Genomic DNA, 23,541 nt, shown 5'->3' with positions numbered 1-23,541 from the left:
AAATAAGGCTTTACACTTAAATAAATAAATAAATAAAAAGAGGGTCTAAATTTATTTATCCTTGTTTTTATTTATTTGCGCAAGATATTTACCTGGGTTTAACAATGGCATTAAGTATTTTTAGATGTGCTAGAAGTCTAAGGCTTTTAATGGCTATATGCTATGTAGTTATGAGCAAGTGCGTAATTATAAAGAGATTAGAAAGAGGCAAGATTATAAGAGAGATTATAAGAGAGACGGTAAAAAGGTATTTCTCTTATGGGTTATGTGGGGGGGGGGATAAAACAAATAAGACAGATATATAGTTTAGGTATTTTTATGGTTTGTGGGGTGGGTTAAGTAAATTTGGTTATATAGTAAAAAGGTTTAGCTAAAAAGATAAACATAAATATAATTTAATGTAAGGAGATGAAATGAAGTCGTATTTAAAATGTTTAATGTTGTTTGTTGTGATGATGCCTTGTTTGTCACTTAATGCGCAAACGCTATCCATAAATCACAAAGATACCGAAGTTATAGATGTTAAGATAGAAAAATCAGAAATTGAAATGATATCAAATTTAGTTTATGCACAGCCTCCGATTTACGGATATAAGAACAAAGCTCTCGAGATGGATATAATTAAGCCTGTTAGTAAGGAGCTTTTACCGACTGTTGTGTTTGTGCCGGGAGGCGGGTTTGTGTCTTCAAACAAATCTAAATTTTTGCAAAACCGTATGGCATTAGCCGAGGCAGGATATGTTGTGGCAAGTATCGAGTATCGCGTTGCCCCAGAAGTAACATTTCCCAAGCCATTGATGGATGTGAAAAGCGCTATTAGGTTTTTACGAGCGAACCACAAGTGTTTTGGCATAGATCCGGAGCATATAGCTGTTATGGGCAATTCTGCGGGTGGATATTTAGCCGCGATAACCGGCACTACAAATGGACTAAAAGAATTTGAAGATGGCGAAAATTTAGATCAAAAAAGTGATGTTAAAGCGGTTATTGATATATACGGCTTATCTGACCTTAATAAAATCGGATACGGATATGAAAAAGAGCTTGAAGAAGAGCATTACTCAGCCAGCGCACCTGAGGCTATATGGCTAAACGGTATGGCTACAAATTCAAGAACCAGCGGCAGTATACTTCAATATCCTAAACGCGCAACCGCTGCTAATCCAATAACTTATATAAATAAAAACACACCGCCTTTTCTTATAATGGTCGGAGATAAAGATAGGCGTGTGTCGCCAAATCAGTCAGAACTCATGCATGAAGCTTTGCTAAAAGCAGGAGTGCAAAGCAAGCTTTATATCATAAAGGGCGCGGATCACGGTGGAGTCGAGTGGGTGCAGGATGAAATTTCAAATATCATCATTAAATTTTTAGATGAAAATTTAAAGAGATAAATTTACAAACATGAATGCGATGGATAAATTGGAAATTTCAAAAGTAAAATCGGACATATTATGTTTTATTAACAATAAGTTGTTTTTAAATTTAGACCAAGATAGTATTATTTCCTTGTCCGAATAAGAAAACCTCCTTTTTGTAGCAATTAAGCCCCCATTTCCCCCAAGGGGGCTTTTGCTTTTATACCCTCTTTTTAACTTTCTTTGTTATAATTCCAAAAACTAAATTAAGGATAACAATGCTTACACATTTAGATGAGAAAAATCGTCCAAAAATGGTTGATGTTAGTCCAAAAGAGCCGACTCTTAGGATAGCAAAAGCAAGCGGCGTCATAAAAATGAGCAAAGAGGCTTTTGACGCCGTTAAAGAAAATACCGGCAAAAAAGGTCCAGTGCTTCAAACTGCCGTTATCGCCGCTATAATGGGTGCGAAAAAGACAAGTGAGCTTATACCGATGTGTCATCCTCTGCTTATAAGCGGGATCGACTGTGACATAGAAGAGCTTGGCGACATAAATGCATTTAAATTATATGTTAGCGTGAAGATAAACGGCAAAACCGGTGTTGAGATGGAAGCACTTACCGGTGTTAGCATAGGACTTCTTGCGATATATGACATGATAAAGGCGATAGATAAAACGATGCAAATAACAGATATCGTGCTTGAGAGTAAGAGCGGAGGTAAAAGTGGCGAGTATATGCGACATTAATAATCAAAAACCAACCATAAGTTATCCTGTATTTTGGGAATACAAGGTTATATTTGACGCAAAAGATGATGTGAAAAAGAGAGTTTTGGATATAGTTGGCAACAGGGAACACAAGCTCGTTTTTTCTAAATTTAGCAAAGATAAAAAATACGCAAGCTATAACGTAAATGTTCTTGTTTTTGGCGATGAGGAAAGACTTGAGATATTTTCAGCACTAAAACATAGTGCAAAATTTGTTTTATAGGAGCAAAAAATGATCGAAAAACTAAAAAGTAATTTAAAAATTTATAAAGACAGCGATGGGCTATTAACAAGTATGAAATCCCTTGCTTTTGAATACTGCAAAGACGTTAAAGGGGTTAAAAGCGGAGAGCTAAAAGACGCTTTGCAAACAAAGATGAGTGAAGTTTTGTTAAGCTTGCAAGAGGAAAATTTAGCAAGCGCTAAAAATTTAAAAAATGCCATGGAAGGGCTAAATCAAGCTCTTGTTGGCGATAAAGAAGATGAGCTTTTTGCGCTTTATGATAAAAGGGATGAAATTTTAAATGCTATAAAATTAAAACAAGAAGAGATAAAAAATACTTTGAAATTATCTTTTGAAACTGCCGAAGAGGTAGTTGCTAAAAATGATTTTGAGGGCAAAGAAGAGATATTAAATTTATTAAATAACGCGATAATCCGCGAAACTAGAATGCTTGGAATTTTAAAAGAAAGCGCTCAAAGTGCATTTTTAACGACGATAGAAAGAGCAGAGGACGTAAATGATACCATCTTGCAAATAGCTAAAAATATGACTTATGTTGCTATATTGGGCGGTGAATTTAGCAAAAACAGAATGCTTGAAATTTCAAAAACCATCATCGTTGCAGCTTGTGAAGTCGCAAACGAGGGTCATATATTTTCAAAAGAGTTGGTTGACGGCTCGGTAAATGGCGCAAAGGAGGGAATTTTAAAAGCTATAGAAAAGCTAAAAGATGAAAACAAATTTGCCCCTGATGAGCTAAAACTAAACAGTGAACTAGCGCAGCTTGATAAGATCGATGAGGACTTTATCGCCATGCTTAGGCATATAGACGATATTTCAGACGGTTCGGCTAAAAATGAAATTTATAACATTTTAAATACCGAACTTGATACAAATTTCGCAAGGCTTAAACGCATGAGTGAGCAAGCAAGCGAAGAGATAAGAAACCGTATCGAAGAGATCAAGTCAAATCCAAACATTACCTCGCTTGTAAACGCGGCAAATGAGAAATTTAACGATATTAAAAACGAATTTAACGAGCGAAGTAAGAAATTTAAAAGCGAATTTGATAGTGGCGAAAAGATAGCCGACTTTGAGAAAAAGGCAAATGAGAAATTTGAAGAGCTAAAGCAAATGGACATAAAAGCCGAGGCTAAGAAATTTGGAGATAGAGCTTACAAGGCGGCTAAAGACTTTTTGTCTAATATCAAAAAAGATAAAGAGTAAGGCGGTAAAGTCCGCCTTTTGGCTTATTTTTTACTACTTGCAAGATATAAAGGCTCTAGTTTTTTGGCTATCTCTTGCAAGTCTTTTATACGACTTTCGTTTGACGGGTGAGTGCTTAAAATTTCAGGCACGCCTCCTGAAGCGCCTATCTTGCTCATCTTTTCCCAGACTTTAACTGCTTCATTTGGATCATATCCGGCTCTTGCCATTAGTTCCGTGCCTATATGGTCGGCTTCGGTTTCGTGAGAGCGAGAAAAAGGTAGTGTTATAGTGTATTGTGTTGCGATATTTAGAGCTTGTGCTCCAACGTCACCAAGCCCTGCGGCTTGCGATATGGCAAAAATTCCTATATTTTTAAGTTGATCGTGGCTTGCTTGCTCACGACTGTGTTCTCGTAGGGCATGAGCTATCTCGTGTCCGACTACGGCTGCGATTTGTGCGTCATTTAGACTTAGTTTTGTGATAAGTCCGCTATAAACCACTATGCGACCCCCGGGCATACACCATGCGTTTAGTGTGTCTTCGTTTATGACGTTTGCTTGCCAGTTCCATTTTAACGCGTCTTGTCTAAACACGCCTGTTTGGGCGATTAGTCTTTTTGAGATATTTTGAACACGTTTTGTTAGAACCGGGTCTATGTTTAAAGTTCCTTTTGTTTTTGCACTGCTTAAGGTTTTAACGTAAGCTTGCGCCGCACTCTCGTCCATAACCGCAGCTGATATTAAAAGCAGTTGTTTTCGGTCTGCTCCAACTGTGCCAGCGCCTGTAGAGCTTGTAAAACAGCCTGTAAAAAGCGTTAAAACTGCACATAAAGTAAGTAAAATTTTTCTCATCGTGTTCTCCTTTTATTTGTAGCCGATGTTTTCTTCAAATTCTTTTAGACGTTTGTATATCGATCTAAGTTCGGTTATAGTTGTCCAGTTTGATATAAATACCGAAAAACTGCTACGCACCTGTGAAAATGCGTTGCTAACTTGCACAAGTATGCCAAGAGTTATCATCCCCGTAAAAAGCCCGCTTCCCATTATCATATATGGCACTATAACTAAAATTTGTGAAAATGAAATAAGCCAGATATTAAAGTAGCCATAATGCAAAAACAAACGGTAGTAGTTAAATTTAAGCCCCGTAAAAAGCTCGACGATAGTCTCTGATCTAGCGTAATTAACCTTGTCGTTTTCGGCAAAAACAAGCTCTTTTCTAAAGGCGGCTTCTACTTTTTGGTTATTATACTCAAGATGAGGAAGCTTAATGCCGACAAACCAAGATATGATAAGACCTCCTATGCTTACTCCAAGTGCTATCCATACAAGTGAGCCGGGTATGTCTTTGATGTATGGTAGATCAACCTTGGAGCTAAGCCCCCAAAGAACTGGTGTAAACGCAACAAGTGTCATGATGGCGCGAAGCACATCAACACCCAGACTTTCCATTATCTTTGCGAAGCGATAAATGTCTTCTTGTATACGTTGCGAGCTGCCTTCGACGTCGTATTCGCATTTTTGCCAAAATTTAAGATAGCTAAAAGTCATCGCTTCTCTCCAGCGAAATACCCAGTGGCTTGCGAAAAACGATATCACCATATATGTCAAAACATAAGGCATGGCTATATAAATAAAGTTAAAAATTTCTCGCCAAAAGTCATCTATCGTATGATCTTTGATATTTTGCATGATGTCGTAAAAATTTTTATACCATTCGTTTATGGCGACATTTAGGTGCGTTTGGTAAACAAGTAAAGCGATGATAAAAGCTGCTCCACCGTAAGCCCACAACAACCATTGTTTGGATCTAAAAAATGAAACAAACATAAATTCCCTTACAAATTTTTGGCAAATTATATCAAAAAACAGGTAAAGGAGTTTTGGTATATTATTTGGTTTAAATTTAAAACTATTTTGTAGAATTTACTAAAATTTTACAATACGAAGGAGTAAAATGAAATTTTTAGTTAAAGTTGCGACAGTTGCGTCGCTAGTTGCGGTTTCGTCTTTTGGTTCGAATTTGCTTGAGGTTTATAAATCGCCTACTTGCGGTTGCTGTTCTAGGTGGGAAGCGGTTATGCAAAAAGACGGTTTTGAGACAATTGAGTATAAGGTGCAAAATACGGTTGCCCTAAAGAAAAAATTTAACGTTCCGCTCGAGCTTTCAAGTTGCCATACGGCGATTATTAGCGGATATGTAGTAGAGGGACATGTTCCTGCGGCAGAGATAAAAAAACTACTTGAGATAAAACCAGAGGGCGTTATAGGCATAAGTGCGCCTGGAATGCCGCTAGAAAGTCCAGGTATGGAGCAAGGAAGCGAGCCTGATAAATACGATATCGTATTATTCAAACAAGACGGCACAAGAGAAATTTTTGCTACATATATCGGAAGCAAAAAGATACAATAACTTCTAAAAGAAATTTAAGTGCAAAAATTTGCACTTAAATTTTTATTTTACTCTATAATATAACTTACAAAATCATCATTAACTAGATAAATTTAATATAGGAGAAAAATATGCACGCGCAAATTAATGAAAAACCACTCGATAAAATTCAAGACAGCGTTTTTAAATTTGTAGATAGCCTAAAAACCGTCATCATCTCAAGCCTTAACTCAAAAGGGCAGTGCGTGAGCTCGTATGCCCCCTTTGTAAGAGAGGGCGATGAAATTTACCTTTGTCTAAGTTCTATTGCCGAGCACTACTCTTCACTAAAAGCTAGTCCAAATAAAGCTTCGTTGCTATTTTTAGAAGATGAAAGTACTGCAAAGACTATTTTAGCAAGAGTTAGGCTAAGCATAAAATGCGAGGTTGATTTTATAAAAGACGAGGCAAAAAGAGATGAGTATTTTGATAAGTTAGCCGCAAAAAATCCAAACGAAAGCGCATTTGTTTATATAAAAAACATGAAAGATTTTTATGTCGTAAAAGCTAGTTTAAAACAAGGGCGTTTTGTAAGAGGATTTGGCGCGGCTTACGATACCCTTGGTTTAAAAGTTATAAAAGGCTTGCAAGAAATGTATCCGCACGAAAGCAGGTAAATTTAAGTGATCATAGTAAAGATAGCTAAGGGGATATTTTAATGAAAAAGATAGTTGTGTATTCGTCATTAACCGGCAACACAAAGAAAGTTGCCAAGGCTATAGCAGGTGAGCTTGGTTGTAAGGCTGTGTGCTATAGTGACGAAGCAGCTAAAAATTTGGATGATTTTGATTTTATCGCGGTTGGTTACTATATCTATAAAGGCACTATAGATACGAATTTTAAACGTTTTATACAAGAAAATATAAAAGGTAAAAATGTCGGGCTTTTTATAACTCTTGGAGCTAGAGCTGATAGCGAGCATGCCGCAAAAGCGTTAAAGGATGGCAAGAAACTACTTGAAGATGGACAAAATAGTGTGATTAGAGAATTTATCTCCCAAGGGGCAATAAGTCAGAAATTTATAGACGAGATAAGAGTTGTGGCTTTAAAAACTAGCAATAAAAAGCACTATAAGATCACCTCTTCACGTGAAGCTAGATGGAAAGAAGCAGCCTTGCATCCTGACACAAATGACATCATAAATGCTAAAACTGCATTTAGAGGAATTTTATAAATACACGGTTTTACGCAATTTAATACAAAAGAGAGGTTTTATGCCACCATTTTTTGAAATTTAAATACTTTTTGCTATAATGTGGCTTTTAAATTTTAACCATTAAGGATCATAATTGCACCCCAGTAGCGACAGTTCGCTTTTGATGATATTCCTCGCAGTTGTATTTATTTTATTAAATGCCTTCTTTGTTCTTTCAGAATTTTCTCTTGTCAAGATACGCAAAACTCGCCTTGAAGAGCTCATAAAAGAAAAAACTCCAAACGCTCAGCTTGCTTTTGATATGTCAAACCAGCTTGATACCTATCTAAGCGCAACGCAACTTGGCATAACACTTAGCTCGCTGGCTCTTGGCTGGATCGGTGAGCCTGCCGTTGCTAGAGTGATAGAGGGACCGCTTAAAAAATATTTGGATATGAGTGATTTGCTCATTAGCACGGTTGGTTTTGCGATAGCTTTTACTATCATCACACTACTTCATGTTGTAGTGGGTGAGCTGATACCAAAGTCTATAGCTATAGCAAAAGCCGAAGTATCGGTGCTAAGGATAGCAAAACCTCTTCATGTTTTTTGGGTTATATTTTCTCCTGTGATTAAAACATTTGACGCTCTAGCCATCTTGGGTCTTAAAATTTTAGGCATAAAACCGGCTAAAGAAAACGACCTTGCGCACTCTGAAGAGGAGATAAAGATCATAGTCGGAGAGAGTCTAAAAGGCGGAGTTCTTGATAGTTTTGAAACCGAGATCATAAAAAATGCCGTCGACTTTAGTGACACGGTCGCAAAAGAGATAATGACACCTCGTCGCGATATGGTTTGCATAAATAAGCAAAGAGGCTTTGAGGAAAATTTAAAGATAGTTTTTGATTCAAAATACACCCGCTATCCTTATATAGACGGAAGCAAAGACGTTGTGCTTGGCATGATACATATTCGCGATATCCTTGAGATACACTTTGGTGATAAGGAGAGGAATTTTGATGGTATAGTTAGGGAATTTCTTATCGTGCCGGAAAGCCTCTCCATATCCAAGGTTATACTGCTTATGAACAAAGAGCAAAAATCAGCCGCGCTTGTTGTTGATGAATATGGTGGAACTTCAGGAATTTTAACCATGGAAGATATTATGGAAGAAGTCCTTGGCGATATGAATGACGAGCATGACGATGCCAGCGAACAGTATAAGAAAATAAATGATGATATTTACGAATTTAGCGGTAGGTTCGAGCTTGAAAGTATCGAAGAGATGTTTGGTATAACATTTGACGAAGCTACTGAGCAAGTTACCATAGGTGGCTATGTGTTTAACCTAATCGGTCGGTTGCCTGTTGTGGGAGACCGCACTGAGGATGAGAATTTCTTCTATGAGGTGCGAAAAATGGACGGCACTAGTATCTTGCGTGTAAAAATTCGTAGGAAAACTTGACAAGAGGAAGAGTAGTCTCTCCTCTTTTTTCTAAATATAAAAATTTATACGATAATTTTACTTAAAATTGATAAAATTTACGATTTTACTCTTTTTTACTCCTTTTGCTTAAAAAAAATCATATTTAAACTGAAATTTTAATTTTAATTGTATAATTTCAATACCGAACTATAAGGAGGAAAAATGAGAGTAGTTCAAGCAGACGAGATAACAAAAGTTGTTAGCGAACTTTGCAAAAAAGCTTGTTATGTCGTTACTGATGATATGAGAGCAGCTTTTAAAAAAGCACAAGCAAATGAGAGTTCACCGCTTGGTAAAGACATCATAGGCAAAATTTTACAAAATGCCGATCTAGCCGAAAAAGGCGTTGCTCCGATATGTCAAGATACAGGTATGACCGTTGTTTTTGTAGAAATAGGACAAGATGTTCATATAGAGGGTGGTTACCTTGAAGATGCTATAAATGCAGGCGTAGCAGACGGATATGTTGGTGGTTACTTACGTAAGTCTGTGGTTGCAGAGCCACTTTTTGAGCGCAAAAACACGGCAAATAACACTCCTGCGGTTATAAATACACGCATCGTTCCAGGAGATAAACTTAAGATCAAAGTTGCTCCAAAAGGCTTTGGTAGCGAAAACAAATCAATCCTTAAAATGTTAGTTCCAGCAGATGGGATCGAAGGTGTTAAAAGGGTATTTTTAGAAGCTGTTAAACTAGCTGGTCCAAACGCCTGTCCTCCTATGGTAGTAGGCGTAGGTATCGGTGGAACAATGGACAAAGCAGCGCTTCTTTCAAAACTTGCAGCCGTTCGTTCAGTAGATAGCAGAAACCCTGACGAAAGATACGCAAAACTAGAAGACGAGCTTCTTGAGATGGCTAGACAAACAGGAGTGGGGCCACAAGGTATGGGTGGCGATAATACCGCTGTTAAAGTCAATGTCGAATGGTATCCAACTCATATCGCGGGTCTTCCTGTAGCTGTAAATATCAACTGCCATGCTGCTCGCCACGCAGACGCTGAAATTTAAGGAGTTAAAATGTCAGAAATCAAAAGAATAACCGCACCATTTGATAAAGAGGTGGTAAAAAGCTTAAAAGCAGGCGATAATGTACTAATATCAGGCACTATCATAGCAGCTAGAGATGCGGCCCACAAGGCTCTTACAGAAACTTTAGCTCGCGGAGAAGCGCTTCCTGTGGATCTAAGAGGCGAGACTATATATTATGTTGGACCAACGCCTGCAAAAGAGAGTCAAGCTATCGGTGCTGCAGGCCCTACAACTAGTGGCAGAATGGACAAATACACTCCGACTATGATAAACGAAGTCGGCATAAACGGCATGATCGGTAAAGGCTATCGTAGCGAAGCGGTCGTAGATGCTATGAAAAAATCAGGTTGTGTTTATATGGTAGCTATCGGCGGAGCAGGTGCTTTAATTAGCCAAAGTATTAAAAAATACGAAGTACTAGCTTACCCTGAGCTTGGACCTGAAGCGGTTGCAAGACTTACTGTCGAGGATTTCCCTGCGATGGTTGCGATAGATAGCGAAGGAAATAACTTCTACGAAGCAGGTCAAGCACCTTATAGAAAGATCTAAATTTTAAAATTTCATGCTTAAAACCTATCATTTGTCTGTTTTGTATGAAATTTATTCTAAGATACAAAGTCGCAAAGTTGTTTTATAAAATTTAACTTTGCGACTTAAATCCCAAATTTATGAAAGAAATTTAATAATATCCCAAACATAGAGTTTCGGTTAGTTTGATCCGTTTTTCAAAGGGTGTAGGAGAGAAAAATTTGCACTTTTCGATGTAAATTCTTAAATCATAACCAAGCCCCAAATCATCATAAAATTTCTTTAAATTTATAAATTTTATCCCACAAATTTGATGTAGCTCGACAAGCTCGTAAAATTTTGATTTGTTCGAGCTTACAAGGTGTGACGGCGCTAGTGCGGTAAATGAGCAAAATGCGCTTGTTAACACAAGTCCGTTTAGCGGTGTGCATTTTTTAGCGACGTCTTTAAATTTATCAGGTATTGTCTTTTTATGCAAAAAAACTACTCGCGAGTTTTCAAATTTAGCCGAGATGGCACCTTTCCAAAATAGATATGCGTTTGATGAAATTTGAGCATTTATCGCAAATTCTGCGCCCAAGATATACTCATCTAAAAATTCATTTGGTGCTAGGATTAGTTTCATTTTTCTCACGCAAGTATTGGTTTTTAACATTTTAGCATAAAAAGTAGGTGCGGTATCGCTTTTTTATTGACATAAATAATTAAAAAAGTGTAAGATTTTTAAAATTTTACATCCAAGGACGACACATGAAAAAAATCATACACACAAACAATGCCCCACAAGCTATCGGACCATACTCTCAAGCCGTTATGGCAAACGGTTTTTTATTTATTTCAGGTCAGCTTGGAGTAACAGCGGCCGGCGAATTTGTCGGTGTTGATGTAAAGTCGCAAGCAAGACAAAGCATGGAAAATATCAAAGCGATACTTTCTGCAGCGGATTTAGACTTTACGAATGTTGTAAAAACTACTATATTTTTAGCCGACATTAATGATTTTGCTACGGTAAATGAAATTTATGCTAGCTATTTTAGTGGAGACTTTCCTGCGCGAAGCACGGTAGCTATCAAAACTTTACCTAAAAATGGACTTGTTGAGATAGAAGTTATAGCAACACAAAAATAATAAAGGTCCAAAATGAACGAAATAGAGCTAAAAAAACAGGGGAAAATAGCGCGTTTAACAAATAAAACGTTTAAATTTGATCCGCGTATAGCAGATGGGTTTTATACGGCAAGATATTTTTTGAAAATCAACAAAATCATAAAAGAGAATTTGCCAAACCAGCATGTTACCATGCAGTTTTTTCAGCGAACCGATGATATCGTCTTATGTGGTATAGATGAGGTTGTTTCGCTCATTCATACCTTTGCAAAAGAGCCGGGTAAGCTTAAAATTTATGCTTTAAACGACGGCGATGTCGTTTGTGCGGGAGAGCCTGTTTTAAAAATTAGCGGTGCGTATGAGAATTTTGGATTTTTAGAAAATATCATTGACGCGACATTGACTCGCAGAAGTTGCGTTGCGACAAACGTGGCAAATGCCTTAAAGGCTGGTGGCGGCAAGATCGTCTTTTCTATGGCGGATCGTCAAGATGATATATCTACGCAAATCGGCGATGGATATGCCACCTTTATCGCCGGGGTTAATAGAGTTTCAACTGACGCTCAAGGGTTTTGGTGGGGAGGAAGCGGTATGGGCACCATGCCTCATGCGCTTATTCAGATGTGCCAAGGAGATGTGGTAAAAGCGTGTAAAATTTATGCCAAAACATTTCCTGATGAGCTAGTAACTGCATTAGTAGACTATAATAACGACGTCATAACGGACGCTCTTGCGGCAGCACACGCGATGGGGGCGAAACTTGGTGCAGTTAGGGTCGATACCTCTAAAAATTTGATCGATAAGTATTTTGAGAGCAAGGATACGAGTAAATTTGATCCGCACGGAGTGTGTAAAGAGCTTATTTTTGCGCTTAGAAAGGCGCTTGATGAAAATGACTTTAAGCACGTTAAGATCGTTGTTAGCTCAGGATTTACTCCGCAAAAAATAGCCGATTTTGAAGAGGCAAATACTCCGGTTGATATTTACGGAGTAGGAAGTTTTACCGTAAAAAACGATATTTGCGGATTTACCGGAGATCTGGTTGAGCTTAACGGCAAAGAGGAGGCTAAATTTGGACGTGGCGAAGTTGTCTCAAGTCGCTTGCAAGAGGTAGAATTTACGCCAAATTTATAAATTTAGTATCTAAATTTATGCCGGCTTAAACACTTTGCAAATATCGGCTAAAAATTTATCATTTCGCGAGTGCGTAAATTTATGCACTCGATTTGTTTTACGGTAGATCAAATAGCAAAAACTCTGCTTTCTTTTCACACTTTATCTTTAAAAGTATTTCATCATTTATGGCAACGCCGTCAGCCTTGCCAAGCTCGTGTTCGTGTAAATTTAGTTTACCGTTTACGACTTGTAGCCAGTAATTGCGGGCGCTATTAAGAGTGATATTAAGCTCTTCGTTTTGTAAAAAATATCTATGCAGCCACATGTCCTGATGAATTTTAAATGAGCCGTTATCACCGTTTGGCGAAAGCACTAGCGTGTGTTTTTCGTCGTTAAATTTTCTTTGCTCGTAGCGCGGTTTTACGCCTTTTATGTTTGGTTTGATCCAAATTTGATAAAGGTGAAGCTCTTCATCTTCCTCGTTCATCTCAGAGTGAACAATACCTGTTCCGGCACTTATTATTTGAAATTCGCCTTTGCTTAGCTTTTTTGTTGCCCATGCTGTCAGTGTGAGTAACGACACCGCTTAAGATGTATGTTAGAAATTTCCATATTTTCATGTGGGTGCGCACCAACGCCTCGGTGTGAAGCGATGATGTCGTCATTTATAACGCGAAGTGCGAAAAACCCCATAAAATCACGATCAAAATAGTTTGCAAACGAAAACGTATGACGGCTTTTAATCCAGTCAAAACTACCGGTGTATCGTTCATTGGTTCTTCTTGCGTAGATTATTTTTGTCATTTTTGCTGCAATACAGGTTGCGTGGGTAACAAAAAACACAACAAAAGGTAAAAAATTTATTCTTTAAACCATTTTTAGATACAATCGCCAATAAACAAAAGGATAAATTTTGAAAAATTACAAGCTAATAAGCGTCGCTCACTCGCCCGACGCCGATGATATATTTATGTATATGGCGGTAAAATTCGGCTGGATAAGTAGTGTGAATTTACGTTTTTCAAATACCGCTCTTGACATTCAGACATTAAACGAAGAGGCCCTAAAAGGCACTTATGACGCGACAGCGATAAGCTTTGCACTTTATCCTCTCATAAAAGACGAATACGCTCTCTTGCGAACTGCCGTTAGTTTTGGTAACGGTTATGGGCCAAAGTTGGTGAAGAAAAAAGGCGTGAGCTTAAAGCGAAATTTCAAGGTGGCATTAAGTGGAGCACATACGAGCAACGCACTTTTGTTTCGCATAGCATATCCTAATGCTCGCATTGTTTATAAAAATTTCTTAGAGATCGAAAGTGCTGTTGTTAGCGGAGAGGTTGATGCGGGAGTGCTTATACATGAAAGCATTCTTGATTTTAGTAGTGAGCTAGAAGTTGAACGTGAAATTTGGGATATCTGGTGTGAGTTTGCAAAAGAAGAGATACCACTACCGCTTGGAGGCATGGCGGTTCGCCGAAGCTTACCTTTAACAGGCGCGATAGAGTGCGAGCGGGTTTTAACTGAGGCTGTTCGTATAGCGACCGCACATAAACCGTTTTTATCGCACATGTTGATGGAAAGAAATTTGATACGTGTCGATAAAGAGAAGCTAAAAACATATCTAAATTTATATGCAAATGAAAGTTCTGTAAGCATGGACGAGGTGGCTTTAAATTCTTTAAATAAACTGTTTGAGATAGGCTATAAGCACGGTTTTTATCCGCAAATCATCGACGCACACGACTATCTTATCCCTAAAGAATACAACGAGGCAAGGTTTAGCTAATGCAAAGCACTCTGGTTGCACTTGGCATAGAGACTTTTAAGATAGCGCTTTATCTAAGTTTGCCTATGCTACTTTGTGGGCTTATCGCGGGTTTGCTTATATCGATATTTCAAGCGACTACACAGATAAACGAGACAACGCTAAGCTTTGTTCCTAAGATCATTCTTGTTGTTGTCGTTATTATCTTTCTTATGCCGTGGATGGTTTCGATGATGGTTGAATTTACCACGCGTATGATTGATTATATCCCGGAATTTGTCCAGTGAAGCGCATTATAAATTTTGCCAAATTTAGCTCCGTAAAGATAGGCGGAGAGCATGAGGTTACGGTTGTAGATAGCATAGATGATGATGTCAGAGATGCTGTTTTGATAGGTGGCGCAAACAACATTTTAATCTCGCCAAATCCTCCAAAAATGGCGATACTTTCAAAGAAATTTGACTATATAAATTTAAACGGTGATGAGCTTGAGATAGGCGGTGCCAGCAAGAGCGGTAAGATCTTTAGTTTTGCCAAAAAGCACAATATCGCCGGATTTGAAATCCTGCAAAATATACCTGGCACTCTTGGTGGATTAGTCTTTATGAATGCAGGACTTTTGGGGCTTAGTATAAGTGATAGCCTTACTCACGTTTTACTGGCTAGAGGCTGGGTGCCAAAGAGTGAGATAGACTTCTCGTATCGCCATAGCGGTATTAACGAGCCGATATTTGGGGCTAAATTTAAGGTCAAAAAAGGTTTTTTGCAAAGTTTTGCCGACGAGATAAACAAGAAACGATCTAATCAACCAAAAGGGGCTAGCTTTGGAAGCTGCTTTACTAATCCACAAGGTGACTTTGCGGGACGGTTGATTGAGGCGGTTGGATTAAAAGGACATGCTATCGGCGGAGCAAAATTTAGCGAAAAACATGCAAATTTCTTGATAAATTTTAATAATGCGACATTTTTTGATGCAACCGAGCTTATAGAGTTGGCCAAAAGACGTGTTTCTGAGAGCTTTGGCATAGAACTAAAGACTGAAGTTGTCATACTTTAAGGTGTAAAATGAGAGAGTTTTTAAACGAAATTTTAGCCATGGCGATTGTTTTTATATGTATCTGGTTTTATGCCAGAAAAAAGCAAAAAGAGCTAGAGCCAAACGCAAACATAAAAGAGAATTTACTTAAAGAATTTGCTCTTAAATTCGATGAGGTAAAACCTAGCGATATCAAAGAATTTAACGAACTTTGTGAATATTTAGCAAGTAAAAATTTACTATATAAATTTAGTAAATCAACAACTAAAACCGAGTTTTTACAGGCTATAAAACCTAAGCTAAAAAATGAGCCAAAAGCAGATGAGGGCAGCGTAGATGCTACATTTCTAACATCGTGTGCATTAAATTTAAACAGCGCTCTTGCTATGGGAATTTATGCACTTTGCGGTGATACGTATGTGTTGTTTTTAGAAGATGAGAATAGAATTTTAGGACTTGTAAATTTGGCTGATAAGCTAAATAAAAATATCATTTTGTGTGATAACGGCGTGAGTGATTAAAGTAAAATTCACACATTTTTTGATAAAATCAGAAAATTTTCAAATAAGGTAGTATATGAACGCAGAAAAGCAAAAAGCCCTTGATCTGGCTTTAAAACAGATCACAAAGGACTTCGGCAAGGGCGCGATGATAAGGCTTGGCGACAAGCAAGTCGAGCCGATAGATAGCATCCCTACTGGCTCGATCGGACTTGATCTTGCTCTTGGTATAGGTGGTGTGCCAAAAGGTAGGATTATAGAGGTTTACGGCCCCGAAAGCTCAGGTAAAACAACACTTACGCTTCACATTATTGCCGAGTGCCAAAAGGCTGGCGGAATTTGTGCGTTTGTCGACGCCGAGCACGCACTTGATGTGAAATATGCTTCAAATTTAGGTGTTGATACGGATAATCTTTACGTTTCTCAGCCTGACTTTGGCGAGCAAGCACTTGATATGGTAGAGACATTAGCTAGAAGCGGTGCGGTCGATCTTATCGTAGTAGACAGCGTCGCTGCTCTTACTCCAAAAAGTGAGATAGAAGGCGATATGGGCGACCAACATGTTGGACTTCAAGCAAGACTTATGAGTCAAGCACTTCGTAAGCTCACGGGCGTTGTGCATAAAATGGGCACGACGATTATATTTATCAACCAAATTCGTATGAAGATAGGCGCGACTGGATATGGCACGCCTGAGACTACAACAGGCGGTAATGCCCTTAAATTTTATGCGTCTGTGCGTATAGATGTTCGCCGTATAGCTACTCTTAAACAAAACGAAGAGAGCATTGGTAATCGCGTTAAAGTCAAAGTTGTTAAAAATAAGGTAGCTCCTCCGTTTAGGGTCGCAGAATTTGACGTGATGTTTGGCGAGGGCATAAGCAAAGAGGGTGAGATAATCGACTATGGCGTAAAGCTTGATGTTATCGACAAAAGCGGTGCATGGTTTAGCTATAAAGCTAGTAAACTCGGACAAGGTAGAGAAAATTCAAAAGCTTATTTGAAAGAGCATAAAGATGTTGCGGATGAGATTATCGCGACGATAAAAGGCTCAATGGGCGTTGTTGGAATTTTAAGTAACGACAAAGACGACGATGATAAAAATAACGACAAATCAGGAGAAGAGTAATGGTTTATATTGAAGATGTTGTAGCTCATGAGGTTCTTGATAGTAGGGGTAACCCGACCGTTCGCGCAGTTGTAACTTTAAGCGACGGCACAATGGCAAGTGCTATCGTACCAAGTGGTGCAAGTACCGGTAAGCGTGAGGCTCTTGAGCTACGTGATAAAGATGCTAGATATGCAGGCAAAGGTGTTTTAAAAGCTGTTGCAAACGTAAATGAGCGCATAGCAGAAGCCATTATCGGACTTGATGCGTATAACCAAAAAGCCGTTGATGATGAGATGCTTGAGTTAGACGGCACAAACAACTACTCAAATTTAGGTGCAAATGCCGTTCTTGGTGTTTCGATGGCTGTTGCTAGAGCTGCGGCAAATAGCCTTAAAATTCCTCTATATCGCTATTTGGGTGGGGCAAATGCTAGTATCTTACCTGTTCCGATGTTTAATATTATAAACGGCGGAGCGCATGCAAACAACAGTGTAGACTTTCAAGAATTTATGATAATGCCTTTTGGATTTGATAATTTTAGCGATGCATTAAGAGCAGCAACGGAAATTTATCATAAACTAAAAGAGATTTTAAACAAAGCAGGACATAGTACTGCCGTTGGTGACGAGGGTGGTTTTGCTCCAAATTTAAAAGACAATGAAGAGCCGCTAAAGCTTATTATGGAGGCGATAAAATTAGCAGGATATGAGGCCGGTTCTCAGATCAAACTAGCTCTTGACGTAGCGGCTAGTGAGCTTTATGAGGATGGCAAATACGAGCTTGAGGGCAAAAAATTTAGCTCGGAAGAACTTATAGAGCGCTACGCGCAACTTTGCGATAAGTATCCGATATTTTCTATAGAGGACGGACTTAGTGAAGATGACTGGGATGGTTGGAAGAGCTTAACACAGCGTCTTGGTGATAAGGTTCAGCTAGTAGGCGACGATCTTTTTGTTACAAATGAGAAAATTTTACGTGAAGGTATTGAAAAAGGCATTGGTAATGCTATTTTGATTAAACCAAATCAAATCGGCTCTGTTAGTCAAACTATGCAAACAGTTCGCCTTGCTCAAAGAAACGGCTATCGCTGCGTTATGAGTCATAGAAGTGGCGAGAGTGAAGATGCTTTTATAGCAGACTTTGCAGTTGCTTTAAATACGGGCGAGATAAAAACCGGAGCCACAAGCAGAAGCGAAAGAAATGCCAAATACAACCGTCTGCTTGAGATAGAGCTTGAGGCCGGTGAGTTTTTAGGGGATAGTATTTGAGTGAAATTTTAGAAGAGTATGATAAAAAATCAAAAAGATCATACTTTTTTAAATCATTTTTCAGACATACTGTCGTTATAGTATGTGTAATTGCGTTTGCGATCTATATCGGCAATATGATGTTTGGCAAGCGTTCTTTGGATGTTATGCTCAGTCTACAGAGCAAAAAAGAACGCCTTGCCGAAGATGTGGAAATTTTAAAAAAACGTAACGCAAAACTTCAAAAAGAGTATTTCGAGCTGAAAGAACTTGAGCCCGATACCGGTAAAAAGTAGCTAAAATGAAAAAAATTTGTATTATATTTTGTTTGATGGCAAGCGTGCTTTATGCTAGAGAAAACCCATTTACGCCTATTGGTGAACTAAATGCAAGCGTAATGACGACAAATTTAAAAGAGGAATTTGGCGAATTTGATACGCAAGATATTAAATTTCCAAGCGACGCTAGGTTGTTGTTGGGCGTTACCGTTAGATATCGCGCAGGAGATGGCAGTATAAAAGAAAAGGTGCTAAGCGATATAAATAAAACTATCAGTTGGCAAGAAGAGTATGCTATCTTAAAGTTAAAAAATCCAGAGCCTTTAACTACACAAAAGCTTGATGTTTCAGTAACCATGCCAAATCCTACAGCTAAAACAATAATACAAACTATAAGTCACGATAAAAATGACACAAATACAACTACGCAAAGCAAAAGCGTTAAATCTACAAGGCAAGAGCAGGCTATAACGACTTTACCTGCCGTAACGACTATAAATTTAGATACCAACAAGAGCAAAGTAGGTTTGTCTGTAAAAGCTAAAACACAACCAAAAAGCAAACAAGTCACAACCAATAAACCAAAAATTCAGCCAAAAAAGCAGCCAAGCTCGCTGAAATTTGCGGATATGTTTGAGATAGATAGCTCTAAAAATATCCTAAAAATCATAACAAAAGACAAAAATATAAAATATTTTAGTCATGAAAATAGCAAGATAGTTCTTGACTTTGATAATCCTCCAAAAAGTTTTAGAACAAAATATATAAAAGTAAATTCTGCGGTATTTAAAAACATAACCGTGGGCTGGCATGACGACTTCTACCGAGTTGTTGTAGAGCTTGATAAAAAACGAACATATAGTATCGGCAAAGTTATGCAAGGCTATGAGCTTAGAGTTAAATGATAATAAATTTAGCTAATAGCGTCAAATATGCTTTGACTTGAAGTCTTCATTATATAAATTTCTGCGTGCAAATTTGATCAAATAATTTAAACTATAAAAGACGGCAAAGCTTTTAGCCAAACCGTCTTAATTTTATTTAGCTTGTGCTAACATGAAAAGCCTAACAGCTTGGTTGCTCGTTAGCTTTAAATTTTGTGATGCTATGTCTTTTCTCATTGCTTCTTCAAGGCTTATAGGCTCGCCCAGTATCCCAAAGAAAGCATCTATGCCGTTACTGTTGCACTCTTTTGCACACGGAGATACACTACCTGCAAAAGCGATAACGGGCTTGTTGTATTTTTTGGCTAACTTTGCTACGCCTGTAGGGGTTTTGCCCATTGAGCTTTGAAAGTCCATTTTACCCTCGCCTGTTATGATCAGGTCGGCTTTTTTGATCTCTTCTTCAAGGCCTATCTCTTCTGTGATGATGTGTATGCCTGATTTTAGAGTGGCACTTAAAAAGCTCACAAAACCAAATCCAAGACCGCCGGCAGCCCCGGCGCCCTCTAGCGCGCTAAAGTCATATCCAAATTCTTTTGAGACGACATTTGCGAAATTTATTAATCCCTCATCTAGCTTTTTGACTGTTTTGCCATCGGCTCCTTTTTGTGGACCATAAACATAGGCTGCACCGTTTTTACCATATAGTGGGTTATCAACATCACAAGCTATTAGAAATTCACACTCTTTTAGTGTAGGCATGGCATTTTTTGTTGAAATTTTAGAGATCTTTATAAGATCCTCGCCAACACCTTTTAATAAATTTCCACTCTCGTCATAAAATTCAAAGCCAAGTGCACTTAGCATACCGGTGCCGGCATCGTTGGTTGCGCTACCGCCGATACCGATTATAAATTTACGCGCACCTTTATTTATAGCATCTTTTATCATAGTGCCAAAACCATAAGTGCTTGTTTTTAAAGGATCTCGTTGCTCTTTTTGGATCAGCGTTAGACCTGAAGTGCTAGCCATCTCCATTATTGCCAGATCATTTGCTATAGCGTATCTGGCTAAAATTTGTATGCCGAGTGGATTTTGAGCCATGATGTCGATGTATCTTCCCCCAAGAGCATCGCAAAGCGCTTCTACGCTACCCTCACCACCGTCTGCAACAGGCTTTACTACAACTTCACAAAGATCTTTTATGCCTTCTTTGACCGCTAGGCCCGCTTCAAGCGAACTTAGCGATCCTTTAAAAGAGTCAATCGCGACTAATACCTTCATAGTAGAACCAATGACAAGATATAAACGCTAGCAATGCCAACGATACCCATGATAAATGTCATCATGGTTTGTGTTCGGTAACCTTGTTGAGGTGTCATTTTGCTAAAGTTAGTAACGACCCAGAAGTAGCTGTCATTAGCATGTGATACGCACATTGCACCCGCAGCGATCGCCATGACGCATAGGGCAGCAGCTATCTCGCTAGTTAGCCCAAGAGCCATCATTAGTGAGTTGTCGGCATTAAATGCACCCATGATAGAAGCTGTAGTGATAATGGCTACAGTTGAGCTTCCTTGTGCTGTTTTTAGTATAGCTGAGATCAAGAATGGGAAGAAAATTCCCGCTGCGCTAATGACTGCTGCATTTTCTTTTATATAGTCAACAAAGCCGGCAGATGTTATAACTTGGCCTAAAACACCACCCGCGGCTGTGATAAATAGTATCGGGCCTACTATTTTTAGCGTTTCATTTGTCATGTCGTTAAATGCAGGTAGTTTGTTTGTATCAGCAAGTAGCAATATGCCAAAAACAACGCCGATAGCAAGAGCCATGATAGGATTACCTAGGAAAGCAAGCAGGTTGCCAAATGCTCCGCTTATGCCTAAAATTTTAGCGATAGAGCCAAGAGCCATGAATAAAATCGGCATGAAAATAGGTGCAACACTTAAAAATCCACCAGGAAGTTTGCCGTATTGTTTGATTAGATCTTCGTAGCTTTGAGATATGATAGCATTTGCTTCCTCGTCGCTTATGCTAACTTCATCGCCTATGCGTCTAGCAAACATATAAACACCGATCAAAACAGGTATAGAAACAACTACACCCATGCCGATAACAAGCAATAAATTCCCTCCAAGTCCTAGTGCTCCTGCAGCCGCGATAGGTCCAGGAGTAGGCGGTATAAACACGTGAGCTGCATAAAGACCGCCACTAAGCGCTACAGCCATGCCTACCGGATTTGCCGAGATCTTTTTGCGAAGTGCTTCACGGATAGGGTTTAATACAACAAAACCACTATCGCAAAACACAGGTATGCCTACTACCCAGCCCATGATAAGCATAGCAAGCTCAGGGCGTTTTTGACCAACGCAGTTTACGACCATGTCGGCTAACTTTAGCGCTGCACCGGTCTTTTCGAGGATTGTTCCGATAAGTGCACCAAAGATAATAACGATACCGATACTTTTAAATATACCGCTAAAGCCGTTACCGATAATGCTTGGGATTTTAGCAAGATCAATTCCTGCAACGATAGCAAGGATAAGAGATATACTCATCAATGCCAAAAACGGATGAACCTTTAGCTTTGAGATCATCCATATCATTATGACTATGGCGATTACAAAACTAATAATCAAAGAAATACCGCTCATAAAAAGCTCCTTAGATTAAAGTTTTTTAGGGATATATTAACAAATTTTCCTTATAAAATCTTAAAAAATAATACTAATTACTAAAAATCTAAATTTTTAACGAAAACAGCGAAATTTGCCTATCTAAGTAGGGTAAAACCGACTGCTATCTTATTTGTGTGTTTATTATAATCAATTAAGCTTTCGCCATATCCTGTAAAAAACTGAACATAACCGTAAATCCCAGTAGAAAATATAGGAAAAAGCCAGTCAAACTGGGCTGCGCCGCGATTTGTTTTGTCAAAGTGCAGGTTGTTTCTTATCATTGTGTTTAATATGTGATCCTTAAATGCAAAAGAGAAATTTACGTCGCCAACTCCGATGTAGTTTTCTATGTTTTTATTATCATTGGTGTCGCCTACGATACTCCAAATTCTAGGTGTCACGCTAAGTGTTCCAAGGTCAAATCTAGCCTGCGCATAAAGCCTGTTCCAGCTCCTTGAATTCTCTTTGTCTTTGCCGTTTGACTCATGCAAAAGTCCGGCTCTTATATTGGAGATATTTAGCATTTTTAGGCTATTTTGAGTGTCGAAGTCTATGTAAATTTCAGGCTTATAGTTGCTTTCTCTAAAAGGCGCAGAGTCGCTTGAGGTTTGCCACCAAGATGTTTGAGTGTAGGCAATTCCTAATGTTTCGTTTAGCTTAAACGCATTTGTCATAAGCGGCTTTTGAACGCTAAATTGAAATTTGGTTTCAAATCTACTCTTGCCGTTTGTGGGTCTGTTTTGCGAGTATGAAACAGGTAAAAGATAGTTTAGGTGATAAAGTCGTAAACCAAGGATATTTTGTATCTCGTCATCTTTTGGCTCTTGCGAGTTTTGCAAGATAAGTTTTTCTAAATTTTGTTCGGGTTTAACTATGGCAACTGTTGTGTTTGTATCATTGTTGTTTAAAATTTGGTTTTGCTGATTAAGCGAATTTTGGGCGATTTGTTTGTAGAGCCTCATAGCATTTACCGTATCGCCGATATTTTCAAATTCTTGAGCTTTTTTAAAAAGTTCACTCGTTTCATTGGCCTGGAGTAAAATTTGAAAGCAAAATACAAAAACGAGAAATTTTTTCATATCTGCTTCATTTTAAGGGCGATTTGGTATTGAGATGGGTCGTTTACGTTAAAAAATTGCTCGGCATTGTCAAATTTAACCTTTTTGACGTTATAAAAATTTTGCAAAAGCCCGATTTTATGTTCGCCGTTTTGGTAAAGCTCAAGCGCCTTTTTGCTGATATTTGAGTTAAAAAAGCCACAAAGCGAATGGCTAAATTCCTCATCTTGTGCTATGGTGATATCAAATTTATCGCTGTATTCGTAAAGTTTTGTTACGCATTCTTTGCTTACAAATGGCATGTCGGCGGGGATTATAAAAATTTTTTCATCTTTAAAATTTGCTAGCACGCTAGCAAGAGCTAGCATAGGCGAATAGTCTTGTGAAATATCTTTTAGCAGCGGAAGAGGGGGTATAAATTTATCAAATTTGGAGCTTATAAAAACATTAGTAAAAATTTTACTAAATTTATTGAATTGAAAATGCGTAAGTGTGTTAAACTCTCCAAAGGGCAAAAGCGTCTTGTCTTGCCCCATGCGAGAGCTTTTTCCTCCGGCTAAGATAACGCAGGTTTTCAAATTTTATCCTTT

29 protein-coding genes are annotated in these 23,541 nt (G+C 38.4%); 20 read left to right on the top strand and 9 right to left on the bottom strand.

Translation table 11 applies throughout. The features are described from left to right. Positions 1-413: 413 nt before the first annotated feature. The 4 genes from CCAL_RS08445 to CCAL_RS08430 all read left to right on the top strand — a co-directional run bounded on the left by CCAL_RS08445 (position 414) and on the right by CCAL_RS08430 (position 3,578). Positions 414-1,394: an alpha/beta hydrolase gene (locus CCAL_RS08445; protein ID WP_172285147.1), complete on the top strand. Its 981-nt coding sequence runs from the start codon at positions 414-416 to the stop codon at positions 1,392-1,394. Between the two features lie 242 nt (positions 1,395-1,636). Next, on the top strand, positions 1,637-2,107 hold the full coding sequence (gene moaC / locus CCAL_RS08440; RefSeq protein ID WP_169972035.1) for a cyclic pyranopterin monophosphate synthase MoaC: 471 nt from the start codon (positions 1,637-1,639) through the stop codon (positions 2,105-2,107). Continuing rightward, positions 2,085-2,351, top strand: a complete 267-nt coding sequence (locus tag CCAL_RS08435) for an HP0495 family protein (protein ID WP_169972034.1) — start codon at positions 2,085-2,087, stop codon at positions 2,349-2,351. Before moaC ends, CCAL_RS08435 begins: the two co-directional genes overlap by 23 nt. A gap of 9 nt (positions 2,352-2,360) precedes the next feature. Beyond that, a complete protein-coding gene (locus CCAL_RS08430; protein ID WP_170015973.1) occupies positions 2,361-3,578 on the top strand; it encodes a hypothetical protein in 1,218 nt (405 codons plus the stop codon). A gap of 23 nt (positions 3,579-3,601) precedes the next feature. Here CCAL_RS08430 and CCAL_RS08425 read toward each other — a convergent pair whose 3' ends face one another. Together CCAL_RS08425 and CCAL_RS08420 are read right to left on the bottom strand one after the other, a co-directional pair. Next, the gene (locus CCAL_RS08425) at positions 3,602-4,411 is read right to left on the bottom strand and encodes a M48 family metallopeptidase (protein ID WP_170015971.1); all 810 of its coding nucleotides are present in this window, start codon (positions 4,409-4,411) and stop codon (positions 3,602-3,604) included. Between the two features lie 12 nt (positions 4,412-4,423). Continuing rightward, a complete protein-coding gene (locus tag CCAL_RS08420; protein ID WP_170015969.1) occupies positions 4,424-5,389 on the bottom strand; it encodes a putative transporter in 966 nt (321 codons plus the stop codon). Between the two features lie 127 nt (positions 5,390-5,516). Between CCAL_RS08420 and CCAL_RS08415 the strand changes: the two genes are divergently transcribed. The 6 genes from CCAL_RS08415 to CCAL_RS08390 all read left to right on the top strand — a co-directional run bounded on the left by CCAL_RS08415 (position 5,517) and on the right by CCAL_RS08390 (position 10,189). Then, complete coding sequence (locus CCAL_RS08415) at positions 5,517-5,972, top strand: DUF411 domain-containing protein (protein WP_170015967.1); 456 nt, start codon at positions 5,517-5,519, stop codon at positions 5,970-5,972. Between the two features lie 110 nt (positions 5,973-6,082). Continuing rightward, positions 6,083-6,607 carry a pyridoxamine 5'-phosphate oxidase family protein gene (locus tag CCAL_RS08410; RefSeq protein WP_170015965.1) on the top strand — a complete coding sequence of 175 codons (525 nt, stop codon included), beginning with the start codon at positions 6,083-6,085 and terminating at the stop codon, positions 6,605-6,607. Positions 6,608-6,648: 41 nt separating this feature from the next. Further along, on the top strand, positions 6,649-7,164 hold the full coding sequence (locus CCAL_RS08405) for a flavodoxin family protein (RefSeq protein ID WP_170015963.1): 516 nt from the start codon (positions 6,649-6,651) through the stop codon (positions 7,162-7,164). Between the two features lie 115 nt (positions 7,165-7,279). Beyond that, on the top strand, positions 7,280-8,590 hold the full coding sequence (locus CCAL_RS08400) for a hemolysin family protein (protein ID WP_170015961.1): 1,311 nt from the start codon (positions 7,280-7,282) through the stop codon (positions 8,588-8,590). A gap of 183 nt (positions 8,591-8,773) precedes the next feature. After that, a complete protein-coding gene (locus tag CCAL_RS08395) occupies positions 8,774-9,619 on the top strand; it encodes a fumarate hydratase (RefSeq protein WP_170015959.1) in 846 nt (281 codons plus the stop codon). A gap of 9 nt (positions 9,620-9,628) precedes the next feature. Then, positions 9,629-10,189, top strand: a complete 561-nt coding sequence (locus CCAL_RS08390) for a Fe-S-containing hydro-lyase (protein ID WP_170015957.1) — start codon at positions 9,629-9,631, stop codon at positions 10,187-10,189. Between the two features lie 130 nt (positions 10,190-10,319). Here the strand turns inward: CCAL_RS08390 and CCAL_RS08385 are convergent, their stop codons facing one another. Further along, complete coding sequence (locus tag CCAL_RS08385) at positions 10,320-10,793, bottom strand: cysteine permease (protein ID WP_170015955.1); 474 nt, start codon at positions 10,791-10,793, stop codon at positions 10,320-10,322. A gap of 125 nt (positions 10,794-10,918) precedes the next feature. On the opposite strand from CCAL_RS08385, the gene CCAL_RS08380 reads away from it, so the two are divergent. Next, entirely contained in the window at positions 10,919-11,296 is a 378-nt protein-coding gene (locus tag CCAL_RS08380; RefSeq protein WP_169936939.1) for a RidA family protein, read from the top strand. 12 nt (positions 11,297-11,308) lie between these two features. Further along, entirely contained in the window at positions 11,309-12,409 is a 1,101-nt protein-coding gene (locus tag CCAL_RS08375) for a nicotinate phosphoribosyltransferase (protein WP_169936937.1), read from the top strand. A gap of 97 nt (positions 12,410-12,506) precedes the next feature. On the opposite strand, the gene CCAL_RS09420 is transcribed toward CCAL_RS08375, so the two are convergent. Both CCAL_RS09420 and CCAL_RS09385 read right to left on the bottom strand, forming a co-directional pair. Then, positions 12,507-12,974: a pirin family protein gene (locus CCAL_RS09420; RefSeq protein WP_250645196.1), complete on the bottom strand. Its 468-nt coding sequence runs from the start codon at positions 12,972-12,974 to the stop codon at positions 12,507-12,509. Beyond that, entirely contained in the window at positions 12,956-13,195 is a 240-nt protein-coding gene (locus CCAL_RS09385; protein WP_211436821.1) for a pirin family protein, read from the bottom strand. The genes CCAL_RS09420 and CCAL_RS09385 overlap by 19 nt, the downstream gene beginning before the upstream one ends. 109 nt (positions 13,196-13,304) lie before the next feature. On the opposite strand from CCAL_RS09385, the gene CCAL_RS08365 reads away from it, so the two are divergent. From CCAL_RS08365 to CCAL_RS08330, 8 genes are read left to right on the top strand one after another with little or no spacing between them, the layout of a single operon-like run. Beyond that, positions 13,305-14,177 (top strand): menaquinone biosynthesis family protein, encoded by an 873-nt coding sequence (locus tag CCAL_RS08365; RefSeq protein WP_170015953.1) that lies wholly within the window; start codon positions 13,305-13,307, stop codon positions 14,175-14,177. After that, on the top strand, positions 14,177-14,443 hold the full coding sequence (gene fliQ / locus CCAL_RS08360; protein WP_169936933.1) for a flagellar biosynthesis protein FliQ: 267 nt from the start codon (positions 14,177-14,179) through the stop codon (positions 14,441-14,443). Before CCAL_RS08365 ends, fliQ begins: the two co-directional genes overlap by 1 nt. Next, entirely contained in the window at positions 14,440-15,213 is a 774-nt protein-coding gene (locus CCAL_RS08355) for a UDP-N-acetylmuramate dehydrogenase (protein ID WP_170015952.1), read from the top strand. The genes fliQ and CCAL_RS08355 overlap by 4 nt, the downstream gene beginning before the upstream one ends. A gap of 8 nt (positions 15,214-15,221) precedes the next feature. Continuing rightward, entirely contained in the window at positions 15,222-15,713 is a 492-nt protein-coding gene (locus CCAL_RS08350) for a hypothetical protein (protein ID WP_170015950.1), read from the top strand. Between the two features lie 55 nt (positions 15,714-15,768). Then, positions 15,769-16,821: a recombinase RecA gene (gene recA, locus CCAL_RS08345; RefSeq protein ID WP_169936927.1), complete on the top strand. Its 1,053-nt coding sequence runs from the start codon at positions 15,769-15,771 to the stop codon at positions 16,819-16,821. Next, positions 16,821-18,071: a phosphopyruvate hydratase gene (gene eno, locus CCAL_RS08340; RefSeq protein ID WP_170015949.1), complete on the top strand. Its 1,251-nt coding sequence runs from the start codon at positions 16,821-16,823 to the stop codon at positions 18,069-18,071. The genes recA and eno overlap by 1 nt, the downstream gene beginning before the upstream one ends. Continuing rightward, positions 18,068-18,346 (top strand): septum formation initiator, encoded by a 279-nt coding sequence (locus tag CCAL_RS08335; protein ID WP_169936923.1) that lies wholly within the window; start codon positions 18,068-18,070, stop codon positions 18,344-18,346. The genes eno and CCAL_RS08335 overlap by 4 nt, the downstream gene beginning before the upstream one ends. Before the next feature lie 5 nt (positions 18,347-18,351). After that, positions 18,352-19,233, top strand: a complete 882-nt coding sequence (locus CCAL_RS08330) for an AMIN domain-containing protein (RefSeq protein ID WP_169936921.1) — start codon at positions 18,352-18,354, stop codon at positions 19,231-19,233. A gap of 132 nt (positions 19,234-19,365) precedes the next feature. Here the strand turns inward: CCAL_RS08330 and CCAL_RS08325 are convergent, their stop codons facing one another. The 4 genes from CCAL_RS08325 to CCAL_RS08310 all read right to left on the bottom strand — a co-directional run bounded on the left by CCAL_RS08325 (position 19,366) and on the right by CCAL_RS08310 (position 23,529). Further along, a complete protein-coding gene (locus tag CCAL_RS08325; RefSeq protein WP_169936919.1) occupies positions 19,366-20,496 on the bottom strand; it encodes a glycerate kinase family protein in 1,131 nt (376 codons plus the stop codon). Next, positions 20,493-21,869 (bottom strand): GntP family permease, encoded by a 1,377-nt coding sequence (locus tag CCAL_RS08320; RefSeq protein ID WP_170015947.1) that lies wholly within the window; start codon positions 21,867-21,869, stop codon positions 20,493-20,495. The genes CCAL_RS08325 and CCAL_RS08320 overlap by 4 nt, the downstream gene beginning before the upstream one ends. A 119-nt stretch (positions 21,870-21,988) precedes the next feature. After that, entirely contained in the window at positions 21,989-22,972 is a 984-nt protein-coding gene (locus tag CCAL_RS08315) for a phospholipase A (protein ID WP_170015945.1), read from the bottom strand. Further along, positions 22,969-23,529: an NTP transferase domain-containing protein gene (locus CCAL_RS08310; RefSeq protein ID WP_172285146.1), complete on the bottom strand. Its 561-nt coding sequence runs from the start codon at positions 23,527-23,529 to the stop codon at positions 22,969-22,971. The genes CCAL_RS08315 and CCAL_RS08310 overlap by 4 nt, the downstream gene beginning before the upstream one ends. Between the last annotated feature and the right edge of the window lie 12 nt (positions 23,530-23,541).

It is taken from the genome of Campylobacter sp. RM6914 (assembly GCF_004803835.1).
Taxonomy (GTDB): domain Bacteria; phylum Campylobacterota; class Campylobacteria; order Campylobacterales; family Campylobacteraceae; genus Campylobacter_A; species Campylobacter_A californiensis.
Note: the sequence above shows the minus strand (reverse complement) of the source record. Positions and strands in the feature narration are given on the sequence as shown.

Excerpts from the sequence above, each read along its gene's own strand:
- CCAL_RS08445 (WP_172285147.1), top strand. The coding sequence starts at position 414 with ATGAAGTCGTATTTAAAATGTTTAATGTTGTTTGTTGTGATGATGCCT.
- moaC (WP_169972035.1), top strand. The coding sequence starts at position 1,637 with ATGCTTACACATTTAGATGAGAAAAATCGTCCAAAAATGGTTGATGTT.
- CCAL_RS08430 (WP_170015973.1), top strand. The coding sequence starts at position 2,361 with ATGATCGAAAAACTAAAAAGTAATTTAAAAATTTATAAAGACAGCGAT.
- CCAL_RS08425 (WP_170015971.1), bottom strand. The coding sequence starts at position 4,411 with ATGAGAAAAATTTTACTTACTTTATGTGCAGTTTTAACGCTTTTTACA.
- CCAL_RS08420 (WP_170015969.1), bottom strand. The coding sequence starts at position 5,389 with ATGTTTGTTTCATTTTTTAGATCCAAACAATGGTTGTTGTGGGCTTAC.
- CCAL_RS08415 (WP_170015967.1), top strand. The coding sequence starts at position 5,517 with ATGAAATTTTTAGTTAAAGTTGCGACAGTTGCGTCGCTAGTTGCGGTT.
- CCAL_RS08410 (WP_170015965.1), top strand. The coding sequence starts at position 6,083 with ATGCACGCGCAAATTAATGAAAAACCACTCGATAAAATTCAAGACAGC.
- CCAL_RS08405 (WP_170015963.1), top strand. The coding sequence starts at position 6,649 with ATGAAAAAGATAGTTGTGTATTCGTCATTAACCGGCAACACAAAGAAA.
- CCAL_RS08395 (WP_170015959.1), top strand. The coding sequence starts at position 8,774 with ATGAGAGTAGTTCAAGCAGACGAGATAACAAAAGTTGTTAGCGAACTT.
- CCAL_RS08390 (WP_170015957.1), top strand. The coding sequence starts at position 9,629 with ATGTCAGAAATCAAAAGAATAACCGCACCATTTGATAAAGAGGTGGTA.
- CCAL_RS08385 (WP_170015955.1), bottom strand. The coding sequence starts at position 10,793 with ATGAAACTAATCCTAGCACCAAATGAATTTTTAGATGAGTATATCTTG.
- CCAL_RS08380 (WP_169936939.1), top strand. The coding sequence starts at position 10,919 with ATGAAAAAAATCATACACACAAACAATGCCCCACAAGCTATCGGACCA.
- CCAL_RS08375 (WP_169936937.1), top strand. The coding sequence starts at position 11,309 with ATGAACGAAATAGAGCTAAAAAAACAGGGGAAAATAGCGCGTTTAACA.
- CCAL_RS09385 (WP_211436821.1), bottom strand. The coding sequence starts at position 13,195 with ATGACAAAAATAATCTACGCAAGAAGAACCAATGAACGATACACCGGT.
- fliQ (WP_169936933.1), top strand. The coding sequence starts at position 14,177 with ATGCAAAGCACTCTGGTTGCACTTGGCATAGAGACTTTTAAGATAGCG.
- CCAL_RS08350 (WP_170015950.1), top strand. The coding sequence starts at position 15,222 with ATGAGAGAGTTTTTAAACGAAATTTTAGCCATGGCGATTGTTTTTATA.
- recA (WP_169936927.1), top strand. The coding sequence starts at position 15,769 with ATGAACGCAGAAAAGCAAAAAGCCCTTGATCTGGCTTTAAAACAGATC.
- eno (WP_170015949.1), top strand. The coding sequence starts at position 16,821 with ATGGTTTATATTGAAGATGTTGTAGCTCATGAGGTTCTTGATAGTAGG.
- CCAL_RS08330 (WP_169936921.1), top strand. The coding sequence starts at position 18,352 with ATGAAAAAAATTTGTATTATATTTTGTTTGATGGCAAGCGTGCTTTAT.
- CCAL_RS08325 (WP_169936919.1), bottom strand. The coding sequence starts at position 20,496 with ATGAAGGTATTAGTCGCGATTGACTCTTTTAAAGGATCGCTAAGTTCG.
- CCAL_RS08320 (WP_170015947.1), bottom strand. The coding sequence starts at position 21,869 with ATGAGCGGTATTTCTTTGATTATTAGTTTTGTAATCGCCATAGTCATA.
- CCAL_RS08315 (WP_170015945.1), bottom strand. The coding sequence starts at position 22,972 with ATGAAAAAATTTCTCGTTTTTGTATTTTGCTTTCAAATTTTACTCCAG.